This window comes from Streptomyces sp. NPDC096079 (genome assembly GCF_040303145.1).
Classification (GTDB): domain Bacteria; phylum Actinomycetota; class Actinomycetes; order Streptomycetales; family Streptomycetaceae; genus Streptomyces.
Map to the genome: position 1 here is coordinate 147478 of NZ_JBEOST010000003.1, position 22705 is coordinate 170182.

Sequence of the window (22705 nt, forward strand, 5' to 3'; positions counted from 1 at the left end):
AGACTAGTAAGTCCTATTTGGCGAGAAAAGTCGGCCGGGTGGTCGCGCCGACCAGCAGATCGGTCTCGCGCTCCTGCTCCAGCATCCGGCGCAGCGGGCCGTCCGCCTGCGCGAGCTCGGCGTAGGGGCCGCGCTGCACGGTCCGTCCCTCGTCGAGGACGACCACGTCGTCGACGGCGTCGAGTCCGTGCAGCCGGTGGGTGATGAGGACGGTGGTGCGGCCCTCGGTGGCCCGGAGCAGGTCGTCGGTGAGCGCGTCGGCGGTGGCCAGGTCCAGGTGTTCGGCCGGCTCGTCGAGGACGAGGACCGGGAAGTCGGCGAGCAGGGCACGGGCGAGCGCGAGGCGCTGCCGCTGGCCTCCGGAGAGCCGGGAGCCGTGCTCGCCCACGAGGGTGTCGAGTCCCTCGGGGAGTCCGTCGACCCAGTCGAGCAGCCGGGCCCGGCGCAGCGCCTCGCGCAGCTCCTCGTCGTCCGCGCCGACCTTGGCGAGCCGCAGGTTCTCGCGGACGGAGCTGTCGAAGAGGTGGGCGTCCTGGGCGCAGAGGCCGACGAGCCGCCGGACCGCGTCGCCGTCGAGCTCCCGGGCGGGGACGCCGCCGAGCCGGTACGTGCCGTGCTCCACGTCCAGGAAGCGCAGCAGCACCTGGGCGAGCGTGGTCTTGCCGGAGCCCGAGGCGCCGACGACCGCGACCCGCCGCCCGGCCTCCAGGGTGAGGGCGAAGTCGTCGAGTGCGCGCCGGTCCTGCCCGGCGTGCCGGGCCGAGAGCCCGGACAGCTCCAGCGGGAACGGGTTCGCGGGGGGAGCGGCGGGCGTCCTCGGCTCGTGTACGGGGACGGGCGCGTCCAGCACCTCGAAGACCCGCTCGGCGCTGCGCTTCACGCGCTGCCGGTACTGGACGGCGAGCGGGAGCCCGGTGACGGCCTCGAAGGCGGCGAGCGGCGTCAGGACGACCACCGCGAGGGCCACGCCGTCGAGCCGTCCGTCCGCCACGGCCCGGACGCCGACGAGCGCGGCGGCCGCGACGGTCAGTCCGCAGACGAGGGCCGAAAGGCCGGCGCCGAGCGCGGTGGCCGCGGCCTGCCGGGAGGCGATGGAGGTGAGGGTCCGGTCGGCGTCCCGCGTCCGCTCGATCCGGCCCCGCAGCGCTCCGGCCACGGTCAGTTCGGCGCAGCCGCGCAGCAGATCGGCGACGGCGGTCGCCAGGGCGCCGCGCGCGGGGGCGAGGTGACGCTCGGCCCGGCGGGCGAGGGCCCCGCCGGCCGCCGGTACGGCGATCCCCGCGACCAGCAGGCCCACCGCGAGCACGGCACCGGCCTCGGGCAGCAGCCAGGCGGTGAACCCCGCCGAGGCGACGCCCACGAGGAGCGCCGCGCCCACCGGGAGCAGCCAGCGGAGCCAGTAGTCCTGGAGCGCGTCGACGTCCTGGACGAGCCGGGCGAGGAGGTCTCCGCGCCGGGTGCGGCGCAGTCCGGCCGGTGCGATCCGCTCCAGCCGCCGGTAGACGGAGACCCGCAGGTCGGCAAGCATCCGCAGGACGGCGTCGTGGGAGACGAGCCGCTCGGCGTACCGGAAGACGGCCCGGCCGATGCCGAAGGCGCGCGTGGCGGTGACGGCCATCATCAGATAGAGCACGGGCGGCTGTTCGGAGGCCCGCGAGATGAGCCAGCCGGACACGGCCATGAGCCCGACGGCGGACCCGAGGGCGAGGCTCCCGAGCAGCAGCGCGAGCGCCATCCGCCCCTTGAGCTCCCCGGCCATGCTCCGCACCCGCGCCAGGCCCGACCCGCGCGGCTCGTCCGCCGCACCCGGTGCGGGCGGCTGTTCCGTGAGGGGCGGCGGGGTGCCCTCGCCCGGGGCGAGCCCACCGTCCTCCGCCGTGCCCGCAGGGCGCGTCACCGGCGCCGCGCCCGCCAGCGAGACCACCCGGTCGGCGACCGCGAGCAGCGCCGGACGGTGCACGACCAGCAGCACCGTCCGGCCGGCGGCGAGGCGCCGGACGGCGTCGACCACGCCCGCCTCCGTCGCGCCGTCGAGCGCCGCCGTCGGCTCGTCGAGCAGCAGCAGCGGCCGGTCGGCCAGGAACGCCCGGGCGAGCGCGAGCCGTTGCCGCTGTCCCGCCGAGAGTCCCGCACCGTCCTCGCCGAGGACCGTGTCGAGCCCCTGCGGCAGCCCCGCGACGAACCCGTCCGCCCCGGCGTCCCGCAGGGCGTCCCGTACGGCTTCGTCGGAGGCGTCCGGCCGGGCCAGCCGTACGTTCTCCGCGACCGTCCCCGCGAAGAGGTACGGGCGCTGCGGCACCCAGGCGATCCGGGACCGCCACTCCTCCAGGTCGAGCGTCGCCAGATCGGTGCCCCCGACGCGTACGGAACCGCCCTCCTCCGGCACCGCGAAGCCGAGGACGACGTCGAGCAGCGTGGACTTCCCGACACCGCTGGGCCCGACCAGGGCCACCGTCTCGCCCGGCTCGACCGTCAGCGTCGCCGCGTCGAGCGACGGCTCGGTGCGGCCCGCGTGACGGACGGTCACGCCGTCGAGCTCAAGCCGTACGGACCGCGGCACGGACGCGGTGCCCCCGTCCCGTACCGGCTCCTCCAGGACGTCGAAGATCTCCTCCGCCGCCGCGAGCCCCTCCGCCGCCGCGTGGTACTGCGCGCCCACCTGCCGCAGCGGAAGGTAGGCCTCGGGCGCCAGGATCAGGATGACGAGCCCGGTGTAGAGGTCGAGCTCGCCGTGGACGAGCCGCATGCCGATGGTCACGGCGACGAGCGCGACCGACAGGGTCGCGAGGAGTTCCAGGGCGAAGGAGGAGATGAAGGCGATCCGCAGGGTGCGCATCGTCGCCTGGCGGTACTCCGAGGTGATCGCGCGGATCGACTCGGCCTGGGCCTTCGCCCGGCCGAAGATCTTGAGCGTGGGAAGGCCCGCCACCACGTCCAGGAAGTGGCCGGAGAGCCGCGAGAGCAGCTTCCACTGCCGGTCCATCCGGGCCTGGGTGTACCAGCCGATGAGGATCATGAAGAGCGGGATGAGCGGCAGCGTCACGACGATGATCGCCGCCGAGACCCAGTCCTCGGTGACGATCCGGGCCAGGACCGCCACCGGCACCACCACCGCGAGCCCCAGCTGCGGCAGATAGCGGGCGAAGTAGTCGTCGAGCGCGTCCACGCCCCGCGTGGCGAGGGCGATCAGCGAACCGGCCCTCTGACCGCTCAGCCACCCCGGTCCGAGCCCGGCGGCCCGGCCGAGGAGCCGGCCGCGCAGCTCGGACTTGACCGCCGCGCTCGCCCGGTGGGCGGCGAGCTCGGTCAGCCAGGAGACCAGCCCCCGTGCCGCCGCGACTCCGGCGAGCAGCAGCAGGGGGGTGGTCAGGGCGGAAACCGACTGGCCCTTCTGGAAGGACCCCACCACGACCTCGGCGATGAGCATCGCCTGGGCGATGACCAGCGCCGCTCCGACGAGGCCGAGCGCGACCACCGCGATCAGGAAGAGACGGGTGGCCCTCGCGTACCGGAGCAGGCGCGGATCGATCGGTTTCACGTGAAACATGCCCCTCTGGTGAGAGTCGGCTGCCGAGTGCCGACTAGTGAGCGTCGGCGATGTGCTGCGTGCCGATGCGCTTGCGGAACACCCAGTAGGTCCAGCTCTGGTAGAGCAGCACCAGCGGGGTCGCGATCGCCGCGCACCAGGTCATGATCTTGAGGGTGTACGGGCTCGACGACGCGTTCGTCACGGTAAGGCTCCACTCGGGGTTGAGCGAAGACGGCATGACGTTCGGGAACAGGGCGAGGAAGAGCATCGCCACCGCCGCCGCGATGGTGACGCCCGACAGCGCGAACGACCAGCCCTCGCGCCCCGCCTTGATGGCCACGATCGCGCCGACGAGCGCCACCACGGCGACCAGCATCGCCACGAGGCTCCCGCCGTCCCCGGTGTCGGCCTGGGTCCAGAGGAGGAAGCCCAGGGCGAGCACCGCCGTGACCAGGCCCAGCTTGAGCGCGAGCGCACGCGCCCGCGTCCGGATGTCCCCGACCGTCTTGAGCGCGGCGAAGACCGCGCCGTGGAAGGTGAAGAGGGTGAGCGTGACCAGGCCGCCGAGGAGCGCGTACGGGTTGAGCAGGTCCCAGAAGGTGCCGACGTACTCCATGTCGGCGTCGATCTTCACGCCCCGGACGATGTTGCCGAAGGCCACGCCCCAGAGGAACGCGGGGATCAGCGAGGTCCAGAAGATGGCCTGCTCCCAGTTGCGCTGCCAGTTCTCCTCCGGCCGCTTCGCCCGGTACTCGAAGGCGACGCCCCGGACGATCAGGCAGACCAGGATGATCAGCAGCGGCAGGTAGAAGCCGGAGAACAGCGTCGCGTACCACTCGGGGAACGCGGCGAAGGTCGCCCCGCCGGCGGTGAGCAGCCACACCTCGTTGCCGTCCCAGACGGGTCCGATGGTGTTGATGAGGACCCGCTTCTCCACCCGGTCCCGGGCGAGCAGCTTGGTCAGGACGCCGACCCCGAAGTCGAATCCTTCGAGGAAGAAGTAGCCGATCCAGAGGACGGCGATGAGTACGAACCAGACGTCGTGGAGTTCCATGCCTCGATCTCCTGAGCCTCAGTACGAGAAGGCCATGGGGCGGTCGGGGTCACGAGAGTCCCCGCCGATCTTGGTGGGCGGGTTGAGGTCGTCCTCGGTGAGCTCCGGCGGGCCCGCCTTGACGTACTTCACGAGGAGCTTGACCTCGATGACGGCGAGAATCGCGTAGAGGGTGGTGAAGACGATCATCGAGGTGAGGACCTCGCCCTGGGAGACACCGGGGGAGACCGCGTCACGGGTGCGCAGCACGCCGTAGACCACCCAGGGCTGGCGGCCCATCTCGGTGAAGATCCAGCCCCAGGAGTTGGCGATCAGGGGGAACGCCATCGTCCAGAGGGCGATGATCCAGTACCACCTGCCCCAGCGCGGGCTGAGCGCCTTCCGCTTGAACAGGACCAGGTTCGGCACCTCGTCCTCACCGGTCCTCAGGCCCGGTGCCAGCATGAACTTCTTCCGGGTCAGCCAGAGGCCGAGCATGCCGATGCCCAGCGAGGCCATGCCGAAGCCGATCATCCAGCGGAAGCCCCAGTAGGCGACGGGGATGTTGGGCCGGTAGTCGCCGGGCCCGTACTTCTCCTGCTCGGCCTTGTTCACGTCGTTGATGCCCGGGACGTACGAGCTGAAGTCGTCGTTCGCGAGGAAGGACAGCAGGCCCGGGATCTCTATGGCGACCGTGTTGTGGCCCTTCTCGACGTCGCCATAGGCGAAGACCGAGAAGGGTGCGGGCGCCTCGCCGTCCCAGAGCGCCTCGGCGGCGGCCATCTTCATCGGCTGCTGCTTGAACATGACCTTGCCGAGCAGGTCGCCGCTGATGGCGGTGCCGAGGCCGGCGATGATCAGCGTGATCAGACCGAGCCGCAGCGAGGTCCGCATGATCGGGACGTGCTTCTTGCGCGCCAGGTGGAACGCGGAGATACCCACCATGAACGCTCCGCCGACCAGGAAGGCCGCCGTCATCGTGTGGAAGAACTGGGTGAGCGCGGTGTTCTGCGTGAGCACCTGCCAGAAGTCGGTGAGCTCCGCCCGGCCCCGCTCCTCGTTGATCCTGTAGCCCACGGGGTGCTGCATCCAGGAGTTGGCCGCCAGGATGAAGTACGCGGAGAGGATGGTGCCGATCGACACCATCCAGATGCAGGCGAGGTGGATCCTCTTCGGCAGCTTGTCCCAGCCGAAGATCCACAGACCGATGAAGGTCGACTCGAAGAAGAAGGCGATGAGCGCCTCGAAGGCGAGCGGGGCGCCGAAGATGTCGCCGACGAAGCGGGAGTAGTCGGACCAGTTCATGCCGAACTGGAACTCCTGCACGATGCCGGTGACCACGCCCATCGCGATGTTGATCAGGAAGAGCTTGCCCCAGAACTTCGTCGCCCTGAGGTACTTCTCCTTCTCCGTGCGCACCCAGGCGGTCTGCAGACCGGCGGTGAGCGCGGCGAGGGAGATCGTCAGGGGTACGAAGAGGAAGTGGTAGACGGTGGTGATGCCGAACTGCCAGCGCGCCAGAGTCTCTGGTGCCAGAGCGAGGTCCACGTCGTTTTCTCCTTACATCGCCGTGGTCACATCGGCAGTTTGCCCTGCTAATCCCACTTATTACGGGAGGAAACAGGACACGCTTGTGAACGCGTTCACATTCACAAGCATTATGGCTCATACGAAATCCGTACCGTCAGTCGGGGGTCCCCCTACCGAAGGTCACCTCTTCCCAGGACCTTCAACATATTGTTGAATCCGGGGCATGACCCTTCGGATACGCATCATCTGGCCGGCCGGACACACCACGGCCACCCTTGAGGAGACCCCCACGAGCACCGCGCTCGCGGGAGCCCTCCCGATCTCCTCCACCGCCCGCACCTGGGGCGAGGAGGTCTACTTCGACACACCGGTCTCGTCCTCGGTCGAGGACGGCGCGCGCCAGGTCGTCGAGCCCGGCACCGTGGCCTTCTGGACGGAGGGCGACGCGCTCGCGCTCCCCTACGGCCCCACCCCGATCTCGCGGGGCGCCGAGTGCCGGCTCGCCAGCCCCTGCAATCTGCTCGGGGCGCTCGACGGCGACCCGCGGATCCTGGCCACCGTGCGGGACGGGGACCCGATCCGCGTGGAACGCGTCCGGGACTGATCAGCCCCGGACCCGCCGTCCCGGACCGATCAGCCCCGGACCCGCCGTCCCGGACCGATCAGCCCCGGACCCGCCGTCCCGGACCGATCAGCCCCGGACCCGTCAGGCCTTGCGGAAGCCCTCCGCCGCCTTCAGGAACAGGTCGTTCGCCTCGCACTCACCGATCGTGACGCGCACGCCCTCGCCCGCGAACGGCCGCACCACCACGCCGTGCCGCTCGCACTCCGCCGCGAAGTCCATGGTCCGCTCGCCGAGCCGCAGCCAGACGAAGTTCGCCTGGGTGTCCGGCACGGTCCAGCCCTGGGCCACGAGCCCCGCATGGACCCGCTCGCGCTCGGCCACCAACGAGCCGACCCGCCCGAGCAGTTCGTCCTCGGCCCGCAGCGAGGCGACCGCCGCGTCCTGGGCCAGCTGGCTCACTCCGAACGGCACCGCCGTCTTGCGCAGCGCCGCCGCCACCGGCTCGTGGGCGACCGCGAAGCCGACCCGCAGACCCGCCAGGCCGTACGCCTTGGAGAAGGTGCGCAGCACGGCCACGTTCGGCCGGTCGCGGTAGAGCTCGATGCCGTCCGGGATCTCGGTGTCGCGGACGAACTCCCGGTACGCCTCGTCGATCACGACCAGGACGTCGGAGGGCACCCGGTCCAGGAAGCGCTCCAGCTCCGCGCGGCGCACCGCGGTGCCCGTGGGGTTGTTGGGGTTGCAGACGAAGATCAGCCGGGTCCGGTCGGTGATCGCCTCGGCCATCGCGTCGAGGTCGTGCACCTCGCCCTCGGTCAGCGGCACCTGCACCGAGGTGGCCCCGCTGATCTGCGTGATGATCGGGTACGCCTCGAAGGAGCGCCAGGCGTAGATCACCTCGTCGCCCGGGCCCGAGGTGGCCTGGAGCAGCGACTGGGCGACGCCGACCGAGCCGGTGCCGGTGGCCAGGTGCGAGACGGGCACGCCGAAGCGGTTCGCCAGCTCCTCGGTCAGACCGGTGCAGGCCATGTCGGGGTAGCGGTTGAAGTTCGCGGCGGCGGCCAGGGTGGTCTCCATGACCCCGGGCAGCGGCGGGTAGGGGTTCTCGTTGGAGGACAGCTTGAAGGCCACGGGACCCCCCGCGGCGGCCGGCTTGCCCGGCTTGTAGGTGGGGACGCCGTCCAGCTCGGCGCGCAGCTTGGGGCTGCCGGTGCTCGTCCCGCTGGTCTCGCTCACAGTGTGGCCTCCTCGACCGTCCGTACCGCCAATACTCCTCACCTTAAGAGGATTCGCCTCCGCTGCGAATGGGCTGTGGACAACAGGAGGGACACGCTGTGGAAACGTCCCTTTTCCCGCCCCGGAGGAGGGGGGGCGCGCGTCTGGGTGGCGCGCGCCGGTGGCGGGCGCCGTGGCGCGCATCCCCCGTAGAGGTGAGTTGAGACCTCTTCGAGACCTCGCCCCCTCGCCAGGCCTACGCCGTTCGATGAGCATAGATCACACGAGGAACACCCTAACTGCCTTTGATTTCAAGCCTCTTAGGGTATTTCGATCATGCAGAAACGTGCCTGTCAACGCCTGCATATGCGACCGTCCCGACCGCCCCTCATCGCCCTACTATCGGCTCGCCATGACAGCAGCAGGGAAGCACCAGGTGAGCCGGGCACAGACCCGGGGAAGCCGGCAGGGCCGGGCAGGCATCCGGGACGTGGCCGCCGCCGCCGGGGTCTCCATCACGACTGTCTCCGACGCGCTCAACGGCAAGGGCCGACTCCCGGACGCCACCCGCCGCCACGTCCGCGAGGTCGCCGACCGGCTGGGCTACCGCCCATCCGCGGCGGCCCGCACGCTCCGCACCGGCAAGTCGGGACTCATCGGCCTGACCGTGACCACGTACGGGGATGAACCTTTCACCTTCACCGAATTCGCATACTTCGCGGAGATGGCCAGAGCAGCCACATCGGCCGCACTCGCCCGGGGCTACGCCCTGGTCATCCTCCCCGCCACCTCCCGCCATGACGTCTGGTCGAACGTCGCCCTCGACGGCACCGTCGTCATCGACCCCTCCGACCACGACCCCGTCGTCACCGAACTGGTCCGCCAGGGACTGCCCGTCGTCTCCGACGGACGCCCCGCCGGCACCCTCCCGGTCACCGCCTGGGTCGACAACGACCACGAAGCCGCCGTCCTCGACCTGCTCGACCACCTCGCCGACGCCGGCGCCCGCCGCATCGGCCTGCTCACCGGAACCACCACCGACACCTACACCCGCCTGTCCACCACGGCGTACCTCAACTGGTGCGAGCGCGTCGGACAGGACCCCGTCTACGAGGCCTACCCGGCGCACGACCCGTGCGCGGGCGCCGTCGCGGCCGACCGGCTGCTCGCCCGCCCCGACCGCCCCGACGCCGTCTACGGCCTCTTCGACCCCAACGGAACCGACCTCCTCGCCGCCGCGCGCCGCTACGGACTGCGCGTCCCGGACGACCTGCTCATCGTCTGCTGCAGCGAATCCACCGTCTACGCCACCACCGAACCACCCGTCACCACGCTCTCTCTCAAACCCCGCCGCATCGGCACCGCCGTCGTCCAGCTCCTCATCGACGCCATCGAGGGGATCGACACCGACGGACCGGTCGAGCAGGTGATACCGACCGAACTGATCGTCCGCACCTCCTCGCAGCGGCGCTCGCCGCGCACCACCGTCAGCCCGCCGCGCTCGCCCGCGAAGGACTGACACGAGCGGCCGCGGCGCCCCGACCCGCCGTCGTCCGACCCGCCGTCTCCGCCCCTGCCCGTGGGCGGAGACGGCGAAACCGGCAGCCGTACCGGCCTCTACCCTGGACTGGACCTTCTCAATTCGGGCGAAACAACCGGTGAACCCGGAGTGGACCCGGATTCACCACCCCTGGTGCGTCACACAGGAGGACCCTCATTCCTATGATGGGCGGACGACACCGCGGACCACCCCGACCAGGCCGGTCCGCGATGTGCAGGGCATCGCGACGGTGGTGGAGGGGTCGATGACTCAGGGGGCCGGTCAGGAGCCCGTGGTACGCACGGCGACATTGCGTGACTTCCGCGTACCGCCGTACGCCCGCGTGCCCGTGCAGGGTCATGCCGCCGAACCGCCGTCCCCGGAGACCGAGCCCGTCTCGGTCGAGGCCCACCCGGTCGGGACGCCCTCGGTCGAGGCCCGCCCGGTCAAGGCGCTCTCGGTCGAGGCCCACCCGGTCGAGACCTTCTCGACGGCGGCGCTCGCCGGCGAGAGCCTCTCCGCGGAGGCCCACCCGGCCGAGCCCGTCCCCGCCGTGCCGGCACCCGTCGCCGCCGCACAGCCGGCGACCGCACAGCCGACGACCGCACCCCCGGCGCCCCAGGCTCCGGCGCCCATGCCCGCCGATCCGACCCTCCACCTGGGGCACCGCCTCGCCCCGGCGTTCACCGCACCGGAGGGCTCGTCGATCGTCTCCGTCGCCACCGGCCACCCCGGCAACGCCTTCCCCGCGGGCGAGGCGCCCGAGGGGTACACCCCGACCGAGCGCGACCTCCCGGTCATCCAGCGCGGCGACACCGTCCAGGTCCCGGTCACCCCCGAGCCCGTCCCCGCCCCGGAGCCCGGGAACGGCGACGGACCCGGCCCGCTCTACGTCGTCGGCGACGTCCACGGCTACCTCGACGAGCTCGTCGCCGCGCTGCGCGCCCAGGGCCTCATCGACGAGAACGGCAGCTGGGCCGCGGGCAACGCCCGGCTCTGGTTCCTCGGAGACTTCACCGACCGCGGCCCCGACGGCATCGGCGTCATCGACCTCGTCATGCGCCTCTCCGCCGAGGCCGCCGCCGCGGGCGGCTACTGCAAGGCCCTCATGGGCAACCACGAACTGCTACTCATCGGTGCCAAGCGGTTCGGCGACACGCCCGTCAACTCCGGCGCGGGCACCGCCACCTTCCAGGCCGCCTGGCTGCTCAACGGCGGCCAGAAGCACGACATGGACCGGCTCCAGGACGTCCACCTCCAGTGGATGTCCCGGCTGGACGCCGTGGTCCGCGAGGACGACCACCTCCTCGTCCACTCCGACACCACCGCGTACCTCGAATACGGCCAGACCATCGAGGACGTCAACGACACGGTCCACGAGGTCCTCAACAGGAACGACGCCGACGAGGTCTGGGACCTCTTCCGGAAGTTCACCAAGCGCTTCGCGTTCCGCGACGACGGCGGCCCGCAGGCCGTCCAGGAGCTGCTCGGCACCTACGGCGGCCGCCGGATCGTGCACGGCCACAGCCCCATCCCGTACCTCCTCGGCCAGGTCGGCACGGAGGACGGCGAGGACGGCGGGGGCCCGGTCGTCGACGGACCCCACGTGTACGCGGACGGGCTCGCGATCGCCATGGACGGCGGAGTGACCATGGCCGGAAAGCTACTGGTCGTCCAACTCCCCCTGAACGGCTGACGCATAACCCTGCGCATCCGGGGAAGTCGATTTCCGGAAACACCCTGTCAGGCCGTGGCGTCACCGCAATACCATCGGGTCATCCGTAGCAGGCTCTCCTCCGTTTCCGCCCGACCGGCCGTCTCCCACGGCCGATCCGGGCCTACGGAGCATCGGGGGATGCACATGAACGTGGCTCCGCACCTGCTGACCGAGGACCGCGCCGAGTACGAGCGGGTCCTCGACGACGCACTGAGCACCGCCCACGCACGTCCGGAACTCGACGGGATCGGAACCCGGCTCACGGTCGCGCAGCTGCGCGCCATGACCCTGAACGCGACAGCGCTCATCACCTCCGCCGCGGCGAGCGAGTACGACCACTTCGTGAAGGTCCGCGAACAGAGCCGGGCCCCCGCCGGGCCCCGCACGCCCCTGGCGGACCCCGGCGCCGGTGCCGGGGTCGTCGCCATCGTCACGGTGATGGTCCCCGTCCTCGCGGGCACCGCCGCCGCGATATTCCTGCTGGTCGGGGCAGTGCTGCACGCCATCGCCCCCACGATGGTCTTCGGCGGGACCCTGCTGACCGCGGGTCTCGTCTTCGCCGCCCTCGCCGCCGCCGGCCTGCTGAGCGCGGGCGCCGGACTCCTCCTGACCGCCCTGCGCAACAGCCCGGCCGCGGCGGAAGGGGCCACCGCGGCCGACGACGAACTCGCCCACGCCCGGGAGGCCTGGCGCCGCGCCCTCCTGGAGCGCGGCATCCTCCCCTTCCTCCGCGACGTCCTCGCCGCGACCGGCCCACCGGACACACCGAGGCCCTGAGGGGCGCGGGCCCTGAGGGCTCGGCGACCTTACGGGCGCGGGCCCTCAGGGCTCGGCGACCTTACGGGCGCGGGCCCTCAGGGCTCGGGGCCCTCAGGGCCCGCGGACCAGGACCTACTCGGCCAGCGGCAGGTAGACGCGGTTGCCGCTCGCCGCGAACTCCTTCGACTTCTCCGCCATGCCCGCCTCGATCTCCTGCTGCGTCCCCCCGTGCTCGCGCCGGATGTCCTGGGAGATCTTCATCGAGCAGAACTTCGGTCCGCACATGGAGCAGAAGTGCGCGGTCTTCGCCGGCTCCGCGGGCAGCGTCTCGTCGTGGAACTCGCGCGCGGTGTCCGGGTCGAGGGCCAGGTTGAACTGGTCCTCCCAGCGGAACTCGAACCGCGCGTCCGAGAGCGCGTCGTCCCACTCCTGCGCGCCCGGGTGCCCCTTGGCGAGGTCCGCCGCGTGCGCCGCGATCTTGTACGTGATGACGCCCGTCTTCACGTCGTCCTTGTTCGGCAGGCCCAGGTGCTCCTTGGGCGTGACGTAGCAGAGCATCGCCGTGCCCCACCAGGCGATCATCGCCGCGCCGATGCCCGAGGTGATGTGGTCGTACGCGGGCGCCACGTCCGTGGTCAGCGGGCCGAGCGTGTAGAACGGCGCCTCCTCGCAGATCTCCTGCTGGAGGTCGATGTTCTCCTTGATCTTGTGCATCGGGACGTGCCCGGGGCCCTCGATCATCGTCTGCACGTGGTGCCGCTTGGCGATCGTGTTCAGCTCGCCGAGCGTGCGAAGCTCCGCGAACTGCGCCTCGTCGTTGGCGTCGGCGATCGAGCCGGGCCGCAGGCCGTCGCCGAGCGAGTACGTGACGTCGTACGCCGCCAGGATCTCGCAGAGCTCCTCGAAGTTCGTGTAGAGGAAGTTCTCCTTGTGGTGCGCGAGGCACCAGGCGGCCATGATCGAGCCGCCGCGCGAGACGATGCCGGTCTTGCGGCGCGCGGTGAGGGGCACGTACGGCAGGAGCACGCCCGCGTGGACCGTCATGTAGTCGACGCCCTGCTCGGCCTGCTCGATGACCGTGTCCTTGTAGATCTCCCAGGTCAGGTCCTCGGCCCTGCCGTCGACCTTCTCCAGGGCCTGGTAGAGCGGCACGGTGCCGATCGGCACGGGGGAGTTGCGCAGCACCCACTCGCGGGTGGTGTGGATGTTGCGGCCGGTGGACAGGTCCATGACCGTGTCGGCGCCCCACTTGGTCGCCCAGGTCATCTTCTCCACCTCCTCCTCGATGGAGGAGGTGACGGCGGAGTTGCCGATGTTGGCGTTGACCTTCACCAGGAACCGCTTGCCGATGATCATCGGCTCGATCTCCGGGTGGTTCACGTTCGCCGGGAGCACCGCGCGGCCCGCGGCGATCTCCTCCCGGACGACCTCCGGGGAGACGTTCTCGCGGATCGCGACGTACTCCATCTCCGGGGTGATCTCGCCCCGGCGGGCGTACGCGAGCTGGGTGACCGCCTGGCCGCCGCGGCCCCGGCGCGGCAGGCGGGGACGGCCGGGGAAGACGGCGTCGAGGTTCTTGAGCCCGCCGCCGCGCGGCGAGGTGTGCTTGATGCCGTCGTCCTCGGGGCGGACCGGCCGGCCCGCGTACTCCTCGGTGTCGCCGCGCGCGATGATCCAGTTCTCGCGCAGCGGCGGAAGGCCCCGCCGGACATCGGTGTCGATGGCGGGGTCGGTGTACGGGCCGGACGTGTCGTACAGCGTGACGTCCTTGCCGTTGGTGAGGTGCACCTGACGGACGGGCACCCGGAGGTCGGGGCGCGAACCCTGGACGTACCCCTTGTGCCAGCCCGGCGTGCGCTCCTGCCCGTCGGTCTGGTTCTGGTCGGAGGCAGGCGTGCGTGCATCCTGAATGGTCATGAGACCGATCTCCCTACGCCGGCATTACCCGGTAACAGGTTCGGCGGTCGGCGCAGCCTCCTCCCGTACGTGCGTACGGTGATCAGCGCCCTCTCAGCCCGGTGCTCCGAGCTCCCGCGTGTGCAAAGGTGTCACCACGCTAGCGCCATCCCTGGCGTGCTGAACAGTGGGCCCCCACCGTTCTTGCGATGATCGGTCGGTGACTTCCCCCCAGCAGCCCCCCGAGCCGCACGGCCACGCCCACGGTCCCGGACACGGTTCCGGCCCCTCCCACGGGCACGGAGGCGGGCACGGACACAGCCACGGCCACGGGCCCGCCGCCCCCGTCTCGCGGCATCTGCGCAAGGTCATCGCCGCCGTCCTGATCCCCTTCGCCACCGCCGTCGTCGTCGGTCTCGTGGTCCTGTGGCCCGGCGGCACCCCCGCGCACGAGCGCACCGGCGTCGGGTTCGACCGCCAGACCCAGCAGGGCACGGTCGTCTCGGTCGAGCACGTGGACTGCAAGGACGTGAACGCCGCCCAGGTCCCGCCGACCGGCGACACCTCCACCCCGGAGGGGCGCGAGGCGGTCGACGCCCAGCAGGGGCAGTGCGCGAAGGCGACGGTCGAGGTCACCAGCGGCCCGGACAAGGGCCGTCGGTTCGTCGAGGTCGTCCAGCCCGACGCACCGCGCCAACTGCACGAGGGACAGGGCGTGGTGGTGGCGTACGCCCCCGACGCCCCGCACGACCTGCAGTACTCGGTCACCGACGTGAACCGGAAGGTCCCGCTGGCGGTGCTCGCCGGGATCTTCGCCCTCGTCGTCGTACTCGTCGGCCGCATGCGCGGCGTGATGGCCCTCATCGCCCTCGCCGCGAGCTTCCTGGTGCTGACCCTCTTCATCCTGCCGGCGATCCTGGAGGGGTCGAATCCGCTGGTCGTGGCAGTGGTCGGGTCGAGCGCGATCATGCTCATCGCGCTCTACATGTGCCACGGCCTCTCGGCCCGCACCTCGGTCGCGGTGCTCGGCACGCTGATCTCGCTGATGCTGATCGGCCTGCTCGGCTCGGTCTTCATCGACTGGGCCTCGCTCAGCGGCAACACCGACGACAACACCGGCCTGATCCACGGTCTGTACCCGGAGATCGACATGTCGGGCCTGCTCCTGGCCGGCATCATCATCGGATCGCTCGGTGTGCTCGACGACGTGACGGTCACCCAGACCTCGGCCGTGTGGGAACTGCACCAGGCCGACCCGGGCATGGGGCCGCGCGGCCTGTACCGGGCGGCGATCCGGATCGGCCGGGACCACATCGCCTCGGTCGTGAACACGCTGGTGCTCGCCTACGCGGGTGCCGCCCTGCCTCTGCTGCTGCTGTTCTCCATCGCCCAGAGCAGCATGGGGACGGTGGCCAACAGCGAGCTGGTGGCCGAGGAGATCGTCCGGACGCTGGTCGGTTCGATCGGTCTGGTCGCGTCCGTGCCGGTCACCACGGCGCTCGCTGCCCTGGTCGTCTCCGCCGACCGGGCGGCGCCCGGAGGGGGACAGCCCGCGGCGGTACGGGGAGGGCGGCGGCGCCGCGCCAAGTGAGGCGGGGCGCGGGAAGGTACTGAGGGCTCCGTCGGGTCCGGATCAGGCGGTGCCGGAGCAGACGGTGTCCGGAGCAGACGGTGTCCGGATCGGGCGGGCGGCGCCGGATCAGGCGGGTCCGGCGTTCTCCTCGGCGAGGATCCGGCCCAGTGCCGCCTCCAGGTTGTCTTCGAAGTCACCGAGTGTCCGTTCCTGACCGAGCGGAACCAGCTTGTCCGTTCGGTCGAGGAAGGCGACGAGCGGCGGCGCGCTGGCCCGGAACAGCGCGCGATCGGCGCCCACCTGGAGCCGGATGGAGACGTCCGAGAGCCCCTCGGGCTCCGTCGGTGCGATGTGCACGTCCCCGTCCCCACTCGGCCGGTTGATCCCGTCGAGCAGCAGTTCCCTTCCGAACGCCCAGGTCACGGGCGCGTCTCCGGGGAGGTGGAAGGTCATCCGTACCGCGTAGGGATCCCGGGTCTCATATCGGAGTTCGACCGGGATCTTGAAGGAGAGCTCCTCGGAGACGAGGAAGCTCATCAGGACCTCGGCCTGAACCGACTCTCGCATCATGTACCCCGCAGTAGATGAAGCAGTTGTGTAAACACAGCTGCTGAAAGCTGTGACCGAAACGGCCAGGAATGATCCCCCGTGGCCCTCTTGACGCAATCGTGCTGTAAGCGCTACCAGATCACAAGGAGTGATTTTTCAGATACTGATAGAGAACGCGAGTGAACTGAAGAGCCTTCCGATCTCCGTGCGTAGCCGCTCGACTGCTGGGAGCAACCGTTCTTCCTGGTGAAGGGGGAGGGAAATGGCCATCGTGGCCGCCGTGGAACCCGCGGTGATGGGGATTGCGGCACAGACCGTGCCCAGCGCATATTCCTGACGCTCCACCACGGGCTCCATTCGCCCCAAACCGCCCAAACGCTCCAAAAGGAGACGTTGGTTACTCACCGTGTACGGAGTGATGGCTTCCACCGGATGGCGATCGAGGTGGTCTTGACGAGATTTCAGATCGAGTTGACTCAGCAGGCACTGCCCGATCGCATGGGCGTGCGCGGTCTCGCGGAAGTCGGCCCATTCCTCCACTGCGGGGGCGGAAGGGGTGTCGGCGACGGCGACGAGCTCGATCTCCCCCTCGCGGTAGAGGGCGAAGTAAATGGGGACGCCGATCTCGTCCCGCCAGTGGGCGAGGGAGTCTTCGATCTTGATGCGACGATTCTGCACATCTCCGCCGCCGGCCAGTCGGACGGCGGCGTCGCCAAGGACGAACACACCCTTGTCGCGGACCAGATAGCCCTCGTGCGTCAGGGTGCGGAGCAGGTGGTACGTCGTGGGAAGCGGTAGGCCCGTCTCGCGGGCGAGCTGTTTGGCCGGGGCGCCCTCCGCATGGGAGGCCACGGCCTCCAGGAGTCTCAGCGCCCGCTGTACCGAGCCGATCAGGGTAGGCGCAGCCGTCTGCGTAGCCGTGGCCAAAGGTCACCCCCAGGCGTGACGACGGATGCAGTGCACCCGCCCGCGGGGGCCGCCCCCGCGCGCCCGCCGGGCCTGGGAAACCGCTGGTCAGTACGGAGGTCTACGCCTGTAGTCCCCAACGCGGCGGAGAGATTCCACTCTAGTGGCAGCCCCAGGGCCCACACCCTGATTCGACCAGCGCGTTCCCCCGCCCGGGCTAATGCCCGCAGTGCGCTTCATACCGATCAGTAGCTTGTGCTACCAGTCCTCGCGGGACCTGGAGGACGAGCTGAACTTGCGGACGACGTAGATCAGTCCGGCGACGAGGGCCGCGAAGAGCAGCACCTTGAAGAGCAGCCCGACCACGAAGGTCAGGACGCTGGTGATCAGTCCGCCGAAGACGAACAGGGCGAGGAGGGGTATGGCGACCCACTTCACCCACCAGGGCATCCCCGCGAGAATCTCTCGTACGGCCATCGTCCCTACCTCGCTCTCGAAGATCCGCCCGGCGCACTCCGCGCCGGACACCCTCAAGGCTAGGGGCGGGACGAAGCCCCTGGGGGCCCTGCGGCCCCCGCTCTCCCCTGATCCGCCCCCTAGGGGCTGAGGGGCCTACGACCCTCAGCCCTCCGGAGGCGAGAAGACCACCATCACCCGCAGGTCCTCGCTGATGTGATGGAACCGGTGCTCCACCCCGGCCGGCACGTAGACCACGCTGCCGCGCGCCACCTGGGTCGTCTCCGTCCCGACCGTGATCGCCGCCCGGCCGCTCACCACGAAGTACACCTCGTCCTGGCTGTGCGGCCGCTGCGGATCGAGCTCCCCGGCGTCCAACGCGTACAGGCCCACCGACATGTTCCGCTCACGCAGGAACTGGAGGTACGCGCCCTTGTTGGCGGCGCGCTCCGCCTCCAGCTCGTCCAGACGGAATGCCTTCATTGCCCGTTAGCCCCTGCCCTCGGCCCGATCATGTCTGCCACGATCAGACACATGATGAATTTCGTAGTCAAGACGCTCGCGAACGCGGGCGCCCTGGGAGTCGCCATCTGGCTGCTCCAGGACATCACCCTGACCGGTGACAGCACCGGCAAGAAGGCCCTGACCCTCATTCTCGTCGCCCTTGTCTTCGGGCTGGTGAACGTCCTGGTCAAGCCGATCGTCAAACTGCTGACCCTTCCCCTCTTCGTCCTGACGCTCGGCCTGATCACCCTGGTGGTCAACGCCCTGATGCTGCTCCTCACGTCGTGGCTGGCCGAGCAGCTGAACCTCAGCTTCCACGTGGAGGGCTTCTGGACCGCCGTCCTGGGCGGCCTGATCATCTCCGTCGTCTCCTGGGCGCTCAACGTCGTGCTCCCCGACGGCGACTGAGGGGCGACCATGGCCTACCGCGTCTGCTTCGTCTGCACCGGCAACATCTGCCGCTCGCCGATGGCCGAGCACGTCTTCCGCCGTCGCGTGGAGGAGGCCGGCCTCGGTGGCCTGGTCGAGATCGACAGCGCGGGCACCGGGGGCTGGCACGAGGGCGACGGGGCGGACCCGCGCACGGTCGCCGTGCTCGACGAGAACGGCTACACCTCCGCGCACACCGCCCGGCGGTTCCGATCCTCGTGGTTCCCCGCCCTCGACCTGGTGATCGCCCTCGACGAAGGACATCTGCGGGAGCTGCGGGAGCTCGCCCGCACCCCCGAGGAGGCGGCGAGAATACGACTGCTGCGCTCCTACGACCCGGCCGCCGGGCCCGGACTCGACGTCCCCGACCCCTATTACGGGGGACGCGAGGGCTTCGAGGAGTGCCTGGAGATGGTCGAGGCCGCGAGCGAGGGACTGCTCGCCGCCATACGCGCGGAACTGGAGGAACGGACACCGTGACGGACGACGAACTCGGCGACGGCACGCGGGCGGTACGGGCAGGACTGCCCGAGCCCGTGAAGTACGAACCGACCCTGCCGGGGCCGGTCTTCGCGGCACATTTCCATCTGCCGGGCGAGCCGAGCGGCCCGTACACCTACGGCCGTGACGAGAACCCGACCTGGACCCATCTGGAACGGGCCATCGGCCAGCTGGAGGCGCCGGGGGAGGAGGGCGTGGAGACGCTGGTCTTCGCGTCCGGCATGGCCGCGATCTCCGCCGTCCTGTTCTCCCAGCTCAAGACCGGCGACGCGGTGGTGCTGCCGTCCGACGGCTACCAGGCCCTTCCCCTGCTGCACGAACAGCTGCGGGCGTACGGCATCGAGGTCCGCACCGCCCCCACCGGCGGCGACGCCCAGCTGTCCGTACTGGACGGGGCGCGGCTGCTGTGGATCGAGAGCCCGTCCAATCCCGGTCTCGACGTCTGCGACATCCGCCGGCTCGTGCGGGAGGCCCACGCGGCCGGGGCGCTCGTCGCCGTCGACAACACCCTCGCCACCCCGCTCGGCCAGCGACCGCTGGAACTGGGCGCGGACTTCTCCGTCGCCAGCGACACCAAGGGCATGACCGGGCACGGCGACATCCTCCTCGGCCACGTGAGCTGCCGGGATCCCCGGCTCGCGGCGGACGTACGACGCTGGCGCAAGATCGTCGGCGCCATCCCCGGCCCCATGGAGGCCTGGCTCGCCCACCGGTCGCTCGCCACGCTCCAGCTGCGGATCGACCGGCAGTGCTCCACCGCGCTGGCGCTGGCACGGGCGCTCGCCGAGCGCGCGGAGGTCACCGGGCTGCGCTACCCGGGGCTGCCCGACGACCCCTCGCACACGGTGGCCGCCCGGCAGATGCGGCGCTTCGGCCCCGTGGTCTCCTTCGAGCTCGCGGACCGGAAGCGGGCCGAGCGGTTCCTGGAGGAGCTGCGTCTCGTCGACGACGCCACCAGCTTCGGCGGCGTGCGCTCCACGGCGGAGCGGCGCGGGCGCTGGGGCGGGGACGCGGTCGCGGAGGGGTTCATCCGCTTCTCCGTCGGAGCCGAGGACCCCGAGGACCTGATCGCCGACGTCCTGCGCGCCCTGGACGAGGCGGGAAGCACGAGCTGACGCGGCCGGCCGCACGGAACGAGGGCGCTCCGAGCCTCCCCCCTCGTGGCTCGGAACACCCTCGGTTCCACGCGCGGAGACCGCCTGAACAAGGCTAGTTGACTGTGCGTCAGTGTCCAATCACGGTAACGACAGCGACCTATCGACTTATTTATAGTTGGACGGTCCTGAGGCGCAGTCAGCCGACCGCCTGAGTCGAACGGCCGCACGGCCGCGAGGGGGCGGAGATGGATCTGGCGCTGCTGCGCACGTTCGTCACGGTGCACCGGGCCGGTTCCTTCACCCGTGCCGCCGCGCTCCTGGGGCTGTCCCAGCCCGCCGTCACCAGCCAGATCAGGACGCTGGAGCGACAGCTGGGGCGGCCGCTCTTCCTCAGGCAGGCGCGCGGGGTCACGCCCACCACCATGGGAGACGAGCTCGCCCATCGCGCGGCGCCCCATCTGGACGCCCTCGTGGAGATCGCCGAGGCCGGGCTCGACCAGGAGAGCGGGGTCCGCACCCTCCACCTCGCCGGGCCTCCGGAGTTCACGGCGCTCCGCGCCCTGCCCGCCCTCACCCCGCTGGTCGGCCAGGGGCTCGCCGTCCGGGTCTCCTTCCTCGGAGACACGGACGAGATCCTCGACGGGCTCGCCGCGGGCCATCACGATCTGGCCATCGCCACCGCACGCCCCCGGGGCGGTCTGCTCGCGTCCACGCCGCTCTGCGACGAGGAGCACGTCCTGGTCGCTGCCCCGCGCTGGGGCGCCCGGCTCTCCCCCGACGTCCTTCTCAGCAAGGGCGCGGTGGTCCTGGAGCAGCTGCCGGTGGTCGAGGTCCATGAGTCGCTGCCCTTCGTCTCGCGCTACTGGGCGAGCGTCTTCGAGAGCAAGCCGGCCGCCGCCGCCACCGTCATCGCGCCTGACCTGCGGGCCGTGCGGGACTCCGCCGCTTCCGGGGCGGGCCTCGCCGTCCTGCCGCGCTATCTGTGCGAGGACGCGCTGCACCGGGGACAGCTGGTGGCGCTGCTCGATCCCCCGGTCCCTCCGCTCCGCACGTACTTCCTGGTCGCGCGTACGGGGACACTCGCGCTGCCGCCCCTCGCGCGGGCCCATGAGGAGCTGCTGCGGGCCGCCGGGAACTGGTGAGTCCCCGGCGGGCCGGCCGAGGCCGGTGACGTCCCCGCGAACCGCGGGCGACAGGTGCGTTTCAGGACACCCCGCACGGGCCATTTTCTTCCCATGACCGAACGGCCCGTGATCAAGCGCACCGCACGCGCCATCCTGCTCGACGGGGACGACCTGATCCTCATCAAGCGGACCAAGCCCGGGATGGATCCCTACTGGCTCACGCCCGGCGGCGGCGTCGAGCCCACCGATGCCACCGTCGTCGAGGCCCTGCACCGCGAAGTGCTCGAAGAGCTCGGCGCCAAGATCACCGATGTGGTCCCCTGCTTCGTCGACACCGTCGAGCACATCGTCGACGGCGGGGTCTCCGGGGTGAAGGTCCAGCACTTCTTCGTCTGCCGGCTCGGCTCCATGGACCCCGCCCTGCGCCACGGCCCCGAGATCGACGAACCGGTCGGCGAGTACGAGATCGTCCGGGTTCCCTTCAGCCGGGTCGGCATCGCCGCCGTGCACCTCGTCCCGCTCTCCCTGCGCCACTACCTCGACGGCAACATCGAGGGCGTCCGCGCGATGCACGCCCCCGACCTGGGTTAGCCGGCCGTCGCGGGGGCCAGCTCCGCGAGGAAGTCGTGCCGGATGCGGTCCGAGGGGACCCCCGCCCCGCGCAGCGCGTCGACGCCGCGACGGACCATGTCGAGCGGACCCGAGAGGTACGCGTCGCGTTCGTCCCAGGGCCCGTAGCGGCAGACGGCGTCCGGGAGCCTCCCCTGTTCCTCGGTGACGGCATGGACGGAGAGCCACGGGAAGGTCTTCTGGAGCCGCAGCATGGTGTCGATGTCATAGAGGTCGTGGCCGCTGCGCGCCCCGTAGAAGACATCGACGGGGCGCCGGTCCCCGTGCTCGGCGACGTCCTCGACCAGCGCCTTGATCGGTGCGATCCCGGTGCCCCCGCCCATGCAGAGCAGGCCGGTGTCCGTGGAGTGGTCGACCGTCATCGAGCCCGCCGGAGGGCCGAGCCGCAGCACGTCCCCGGGGCGCGCCCGGTGGACCAGCGCGTTGGACACCCAGCCGGCCGGGACCGCCTTGACGTGCAGCGAGAGCAGCCCGTCCGGACGGGGTGCCGAGGCGAAGGAGTAGTGGCGCCATATCCGGGGCCACCACGGGGTCTCCAGCGTCGTGTACTGCCCGGCGAGGAAGGGGTACGGCTGGTCCGGCCGGAGCGTGACCACGGCGATGTCCGGGGTGCGCAGGTCGTGGGAGACCACCTCGGCCTGCCACCAGGCGGGCGCGGCCCGCTCGTCCTCCGCGGCGGCGTCGATCATGATCTGGGAGATCGTCGTGTACGTGCGGACCCAGGCCGCCTCGGTCTCCTCGTCCCAGCTCTTCTCCGCGTACCGCGTGAGCGCGCCGATGAGGGCCTCGCCGACGGCCGGGTAGTGCTCGGACCGGGTGCCGTACTTCCGGTGCCCCCTGCCGAGGTTCTCCAGGTACGCGGTGAGGACCGGGGCGTCGTCCATGTGCTCGGCCGCCGTGAGGAGGGCCTTCAGGAGCCGGTCCCGCTGGGTGTCCATGGCAGCCGGGAACATCTCGCGCAGCTGGGGGTTCCGGACGAAGAGCAGGGCGTAGAAGTACGAGGTCACCCGCTCGGCGACCGGTGCGATCTCCGCCAGTGTCCGCCGGACGAGCAAGGCGTCGGCGGAAGGTCCCTGGGGTATTCGGGGTTCCTTCCGGTCCGCCGCCGGGGAATCCCGCTCGTCCGTCGTGGTCGTCGGAGCATCCATCATG

General features: G+C 70.9%; 20 protein-coding genes. 10 read left to right on the forward strand and 10 right to left on the reverse strand.

Annotated features, from left to right (window positions below; all coding sequences use genetic code 11):
* Nucleotides 1–13: 13 nt before the first annotated feature.
* The 3 genes from cydD to ABTY59_RS08105 are packed head-to-tail and all read right to left on the reverse strand — an operon-like array spanning nt 14 to nt 6110.
* Nucleotides 14–3547: a thiol reductant ABC exporter subunit CydD gene (gene cydD / locus ABTY59_RS08095; protein ID WP_352018067.1), complete on the reverse strand. Its 3534-nt coding sequence runs from the start codon at nt 3545–3547 to the stop codon at nt 14–16.
* A 34-nt stretch (nt 3548–3581) separates the two neighbouring features.
* Nucleotides 3582–4583, reverse strand: a complete 1002-nt coding sequence (gene cydB, locus ABTY59_RS08100) for a cytochrome d ubiquinol oxidase subunit II (protein WP_352018068.1) — start codon at nt 4581–4583, stop codon at nt 3582–3584.
* 18 nt (nt 4584–4601) lie between these two features.
* Entirely contained in the window at nt 4602–6110 is a 1509-nt protein-coding gene (locus ABTY59_RS08105) for a cytochrome ubiquinol oxidase subunit I (RefSeq protein ID WP_352018069.1), read from the reverse strand.
* A 205-nt stretch (nt 6111–6315) separates the two neighbouring features.
* Between ABTY59_RS08105 and ABTY59_RS08110 the strand changes: the two genes are divergently transcribed.
* Nucleotides 6316–6696, forward strand: coding sequence for a cyclophilin-like fold protein (locus ABTY59_RS08110; RefSeq protein WP_352018070.1), 381 nt, complete (start codon nt 6316–6318; stop codon nt 6694–6696).
* A gap of 102 nt (nt 6697–6798) precedes the next feature.
* Here ABTY59_RS08110 and hisC read toward each other — a convergent pair whose 3' ends face one another.
* Nucleotides 6799–7893: a histidinol-phosphate transaminase gene (gene hisC / locus ABTY59_RS08115; RefSeq protein WP_352018071.1), complete on the reverse strand. Its 1095-nt coding sequence runs from the start codon at nt 7891–7893 to the stop codon at nt 6799–6801.
* A gap of 391 nt (nt 7894–8284) precedes the next feature.
* Here hisC and ABTY59_RS08120 point away from each other — a divergent pair, with 391 nt between their 5' ends.
* The 3 genes from ABTY59_RS08120 to ABTY59_RS08130 all read left to right on the forward strand — a co-directional run bounded on the left by ABTY59_RS08120 (nt 8285) and on the right by ABTY59_RS08130 (nt 11906).
* Nucleotides 8285–9391, forward strand: a complete 1107-nt coding sequence (locus ABTY59_RS08120; RefSeq protein WP_352018072.1) for a LacI family DNA-binding transcriptional regulator — start codon at nt 8285–8287, stop codon at nt 9389–9391.
* 286 nt (nt 9392–9677) lie between these two features.
* Nucleotides 9678–11108: a metallophosphoesterase gene (locus ABTY59_RS08125; RefSeq protein WP_403537292.1), complete on the forward strand. Its 1431-nt coding sequence runs from the start codon at nt 9678–9680 to the stop codon at nt 11106–11108.
* 159 nt (nt 11109–11267) lie between these two features.
* Complete coding sequence (locus ABTY59_RS08130) at nt 11268–11906, forward strand: hypothetical protein (RefSeq protein WP_352018073.1); 639 nt, start codon at nt 11268–11270, stop codon at nt 11904–11906.
* Between the two features lie 114 nt (nt 11907–12020).
* Here the strand turns inward: ABTY59_RS08130 and thiC are convergent, their stop codons facing one another.
* Nucleotides 12021–13805: a phosphomethylpyrimidine synthase ThiC gene (gene thiC / locus ABTY59_RS08135; protein WP_352018074.1), complete on the reverse strand. Its 1785-nt coding sequence runs from the start codon at nt 13803–13805 to the stop codon at nt 12021–12023.
* A gap of 199 nt (nt 13806–14004) precedes the next feature.
* On the opposite strand from thiC, the gene ABTY59_RS08140 reads away from it, so the two are divergent.
* Nucleotides 14005–15375, forward strand: coding sequence for a YibE/F family protein (locus tag ABTY59_RS08140; RefSeq protein WP_502995342.1), 1371 nt, complete (start codon nt 14005–14007; stop codon nt 15373–15375).
* A gap of 108 nt (nt 15376–15483) precedes the next feature.
* Here ABTY59_RS08140 and ABTY59_RS08145 read toward each other — a convergent pair whose 3' ends face one another.
* The 4 genes from ABTY59_RS08145 to ABTY59_RS08160 form a co-directional block, all read right to left on the reverse strand.
* Complete coding sequence (locus ABTY59_RS08145) at nt 15484–15924, reverse strand: SsgA family sporulation/cell division regulator (protein WP_352018498.1); 441 nt, start codon at nt 15922–15924, stop codon at nt 15484–15486.
* Nucleotides 15925–16062: 138 nt separating this feature from the next.
* Complete coding sequence (locus tag ABTY59_RS08150; protein WP_352018076.1) at nt 16063–16833, reverse strand: IclR family transcriptional regulator; 771 nt, start codon at nt 16831–16833, stop codon at nt 16063–16065.
* Between the two features lie 237 nt (nt 16834–17070).
* A complete protein-coding gene (locus tag ABTY59_RS08155) occupies nt 17071–17289 on the reverse strand; it encodes a DUF5326 family protein (RefSeq protein WP_352018077.1) in 219 nt (72 codons plus the stop codon).
* A gap of 144 nt (nt 17290–17433) precedes the next feature.
* Nucleotides 17434–17751, reverse strand: a complete 318-nt coding sequence (locus ABTY59_RS08160; RefSeq protein ID WP_352018078.1) for a cupin domain-containing protein — start codon at nt 17749–17751, stop codon at nt 17434–17436.
* Nucleotides 17752–17802: 51 nt separating this feature from the next.
* Here ABTY59_RS08160 and ABTY59_RS08165 point away from each other — a divergent pair, with 51 nt between their 5' ends.
* The 5 genes from ABTY59_RS08165 to ABTY59_RS08185 all read left to right on the forward strand — a co-directional run bounded on the left by ABTY59_RS08165 (nt 17803) and on the right by ABTY59_RS08185 (nt 21514).
* Nucleotides 17803–18180: a phage holin family protein gene (locus ABTY59_RS08165; protein ID WP_352018079.1), complete on the forward strand. Its 378-nt coding sequence runs from the start codon at nt 17803–17805 to the stop codon at nt 18178–18180.
* A gap of 9 nt (nt 18181–18189) precedes the next feature.
* A complete protein-coding gene (locus tag ABTY59_RS08170; RefSeq protein WP_352018080.1) occupies nt 18190–18681 on the forward strand; it encodes a low molecular weight protein-tyrosine-phosphatase in 492 nt (163 codons plus the stop codon).
* Nucleotides 18678–19817 (forward strand): cystathionine gamma-lyase, encoded by a 1140-nt coding sequence (locus tag ABTY59_RS08175; RefSeq protein ID WP_352018081.1) that lies wholly within the window; start codon nt 18678–18680, stop codon nt 19815–19817. The genes ABTY59_RS08170 and ABTY59_RS08175 overlap by 4 nt, the downstream gene beginning before the upstream one ends.
* A gap of 227 nt (nt 19818–20044) precedes the next feature.
* A complete protein-coding gene (locus ABTY59_RS08180) occupies nt 20045–20941 on the forward strand; it encodes a LysR family transcriptional regulator (RefSeq protein ID WP_352018082.1) in 897 nt (298 codons plus the stop codon).
* 93 nt (nt 20942–21034) lie between these two features.
* Nucleotides 21035–21514, forward strand: a complete 480-nt coding sequence (locus tag ABTY59_RS08185; protein ID WP_352018083.1) for an NUDIX domain-containing protein — start codon at nt 21035–21037, stop codon at nt 21512–21514.
* On the opposite strand, the gene ABTY59_RS08190 is transcribed toward ABTY59_RS08185, so the two are convergent.
* Complete coding sequence (locus ABTY59_RS08190; RefSeq protein WP_403537316.1) at nt 21511–22704, reverse strand: globin domain-containing protein; 1194 nt, start codon at nt 22702–22704, stop codon at nt 21511–21513. The genes ABTY59_RS08185 and ABTY59_RS08190 overlap by 4 nt on opposite strands.
* Between the last annotated feature and the right edge of the window lies 1 nt (nt 22705).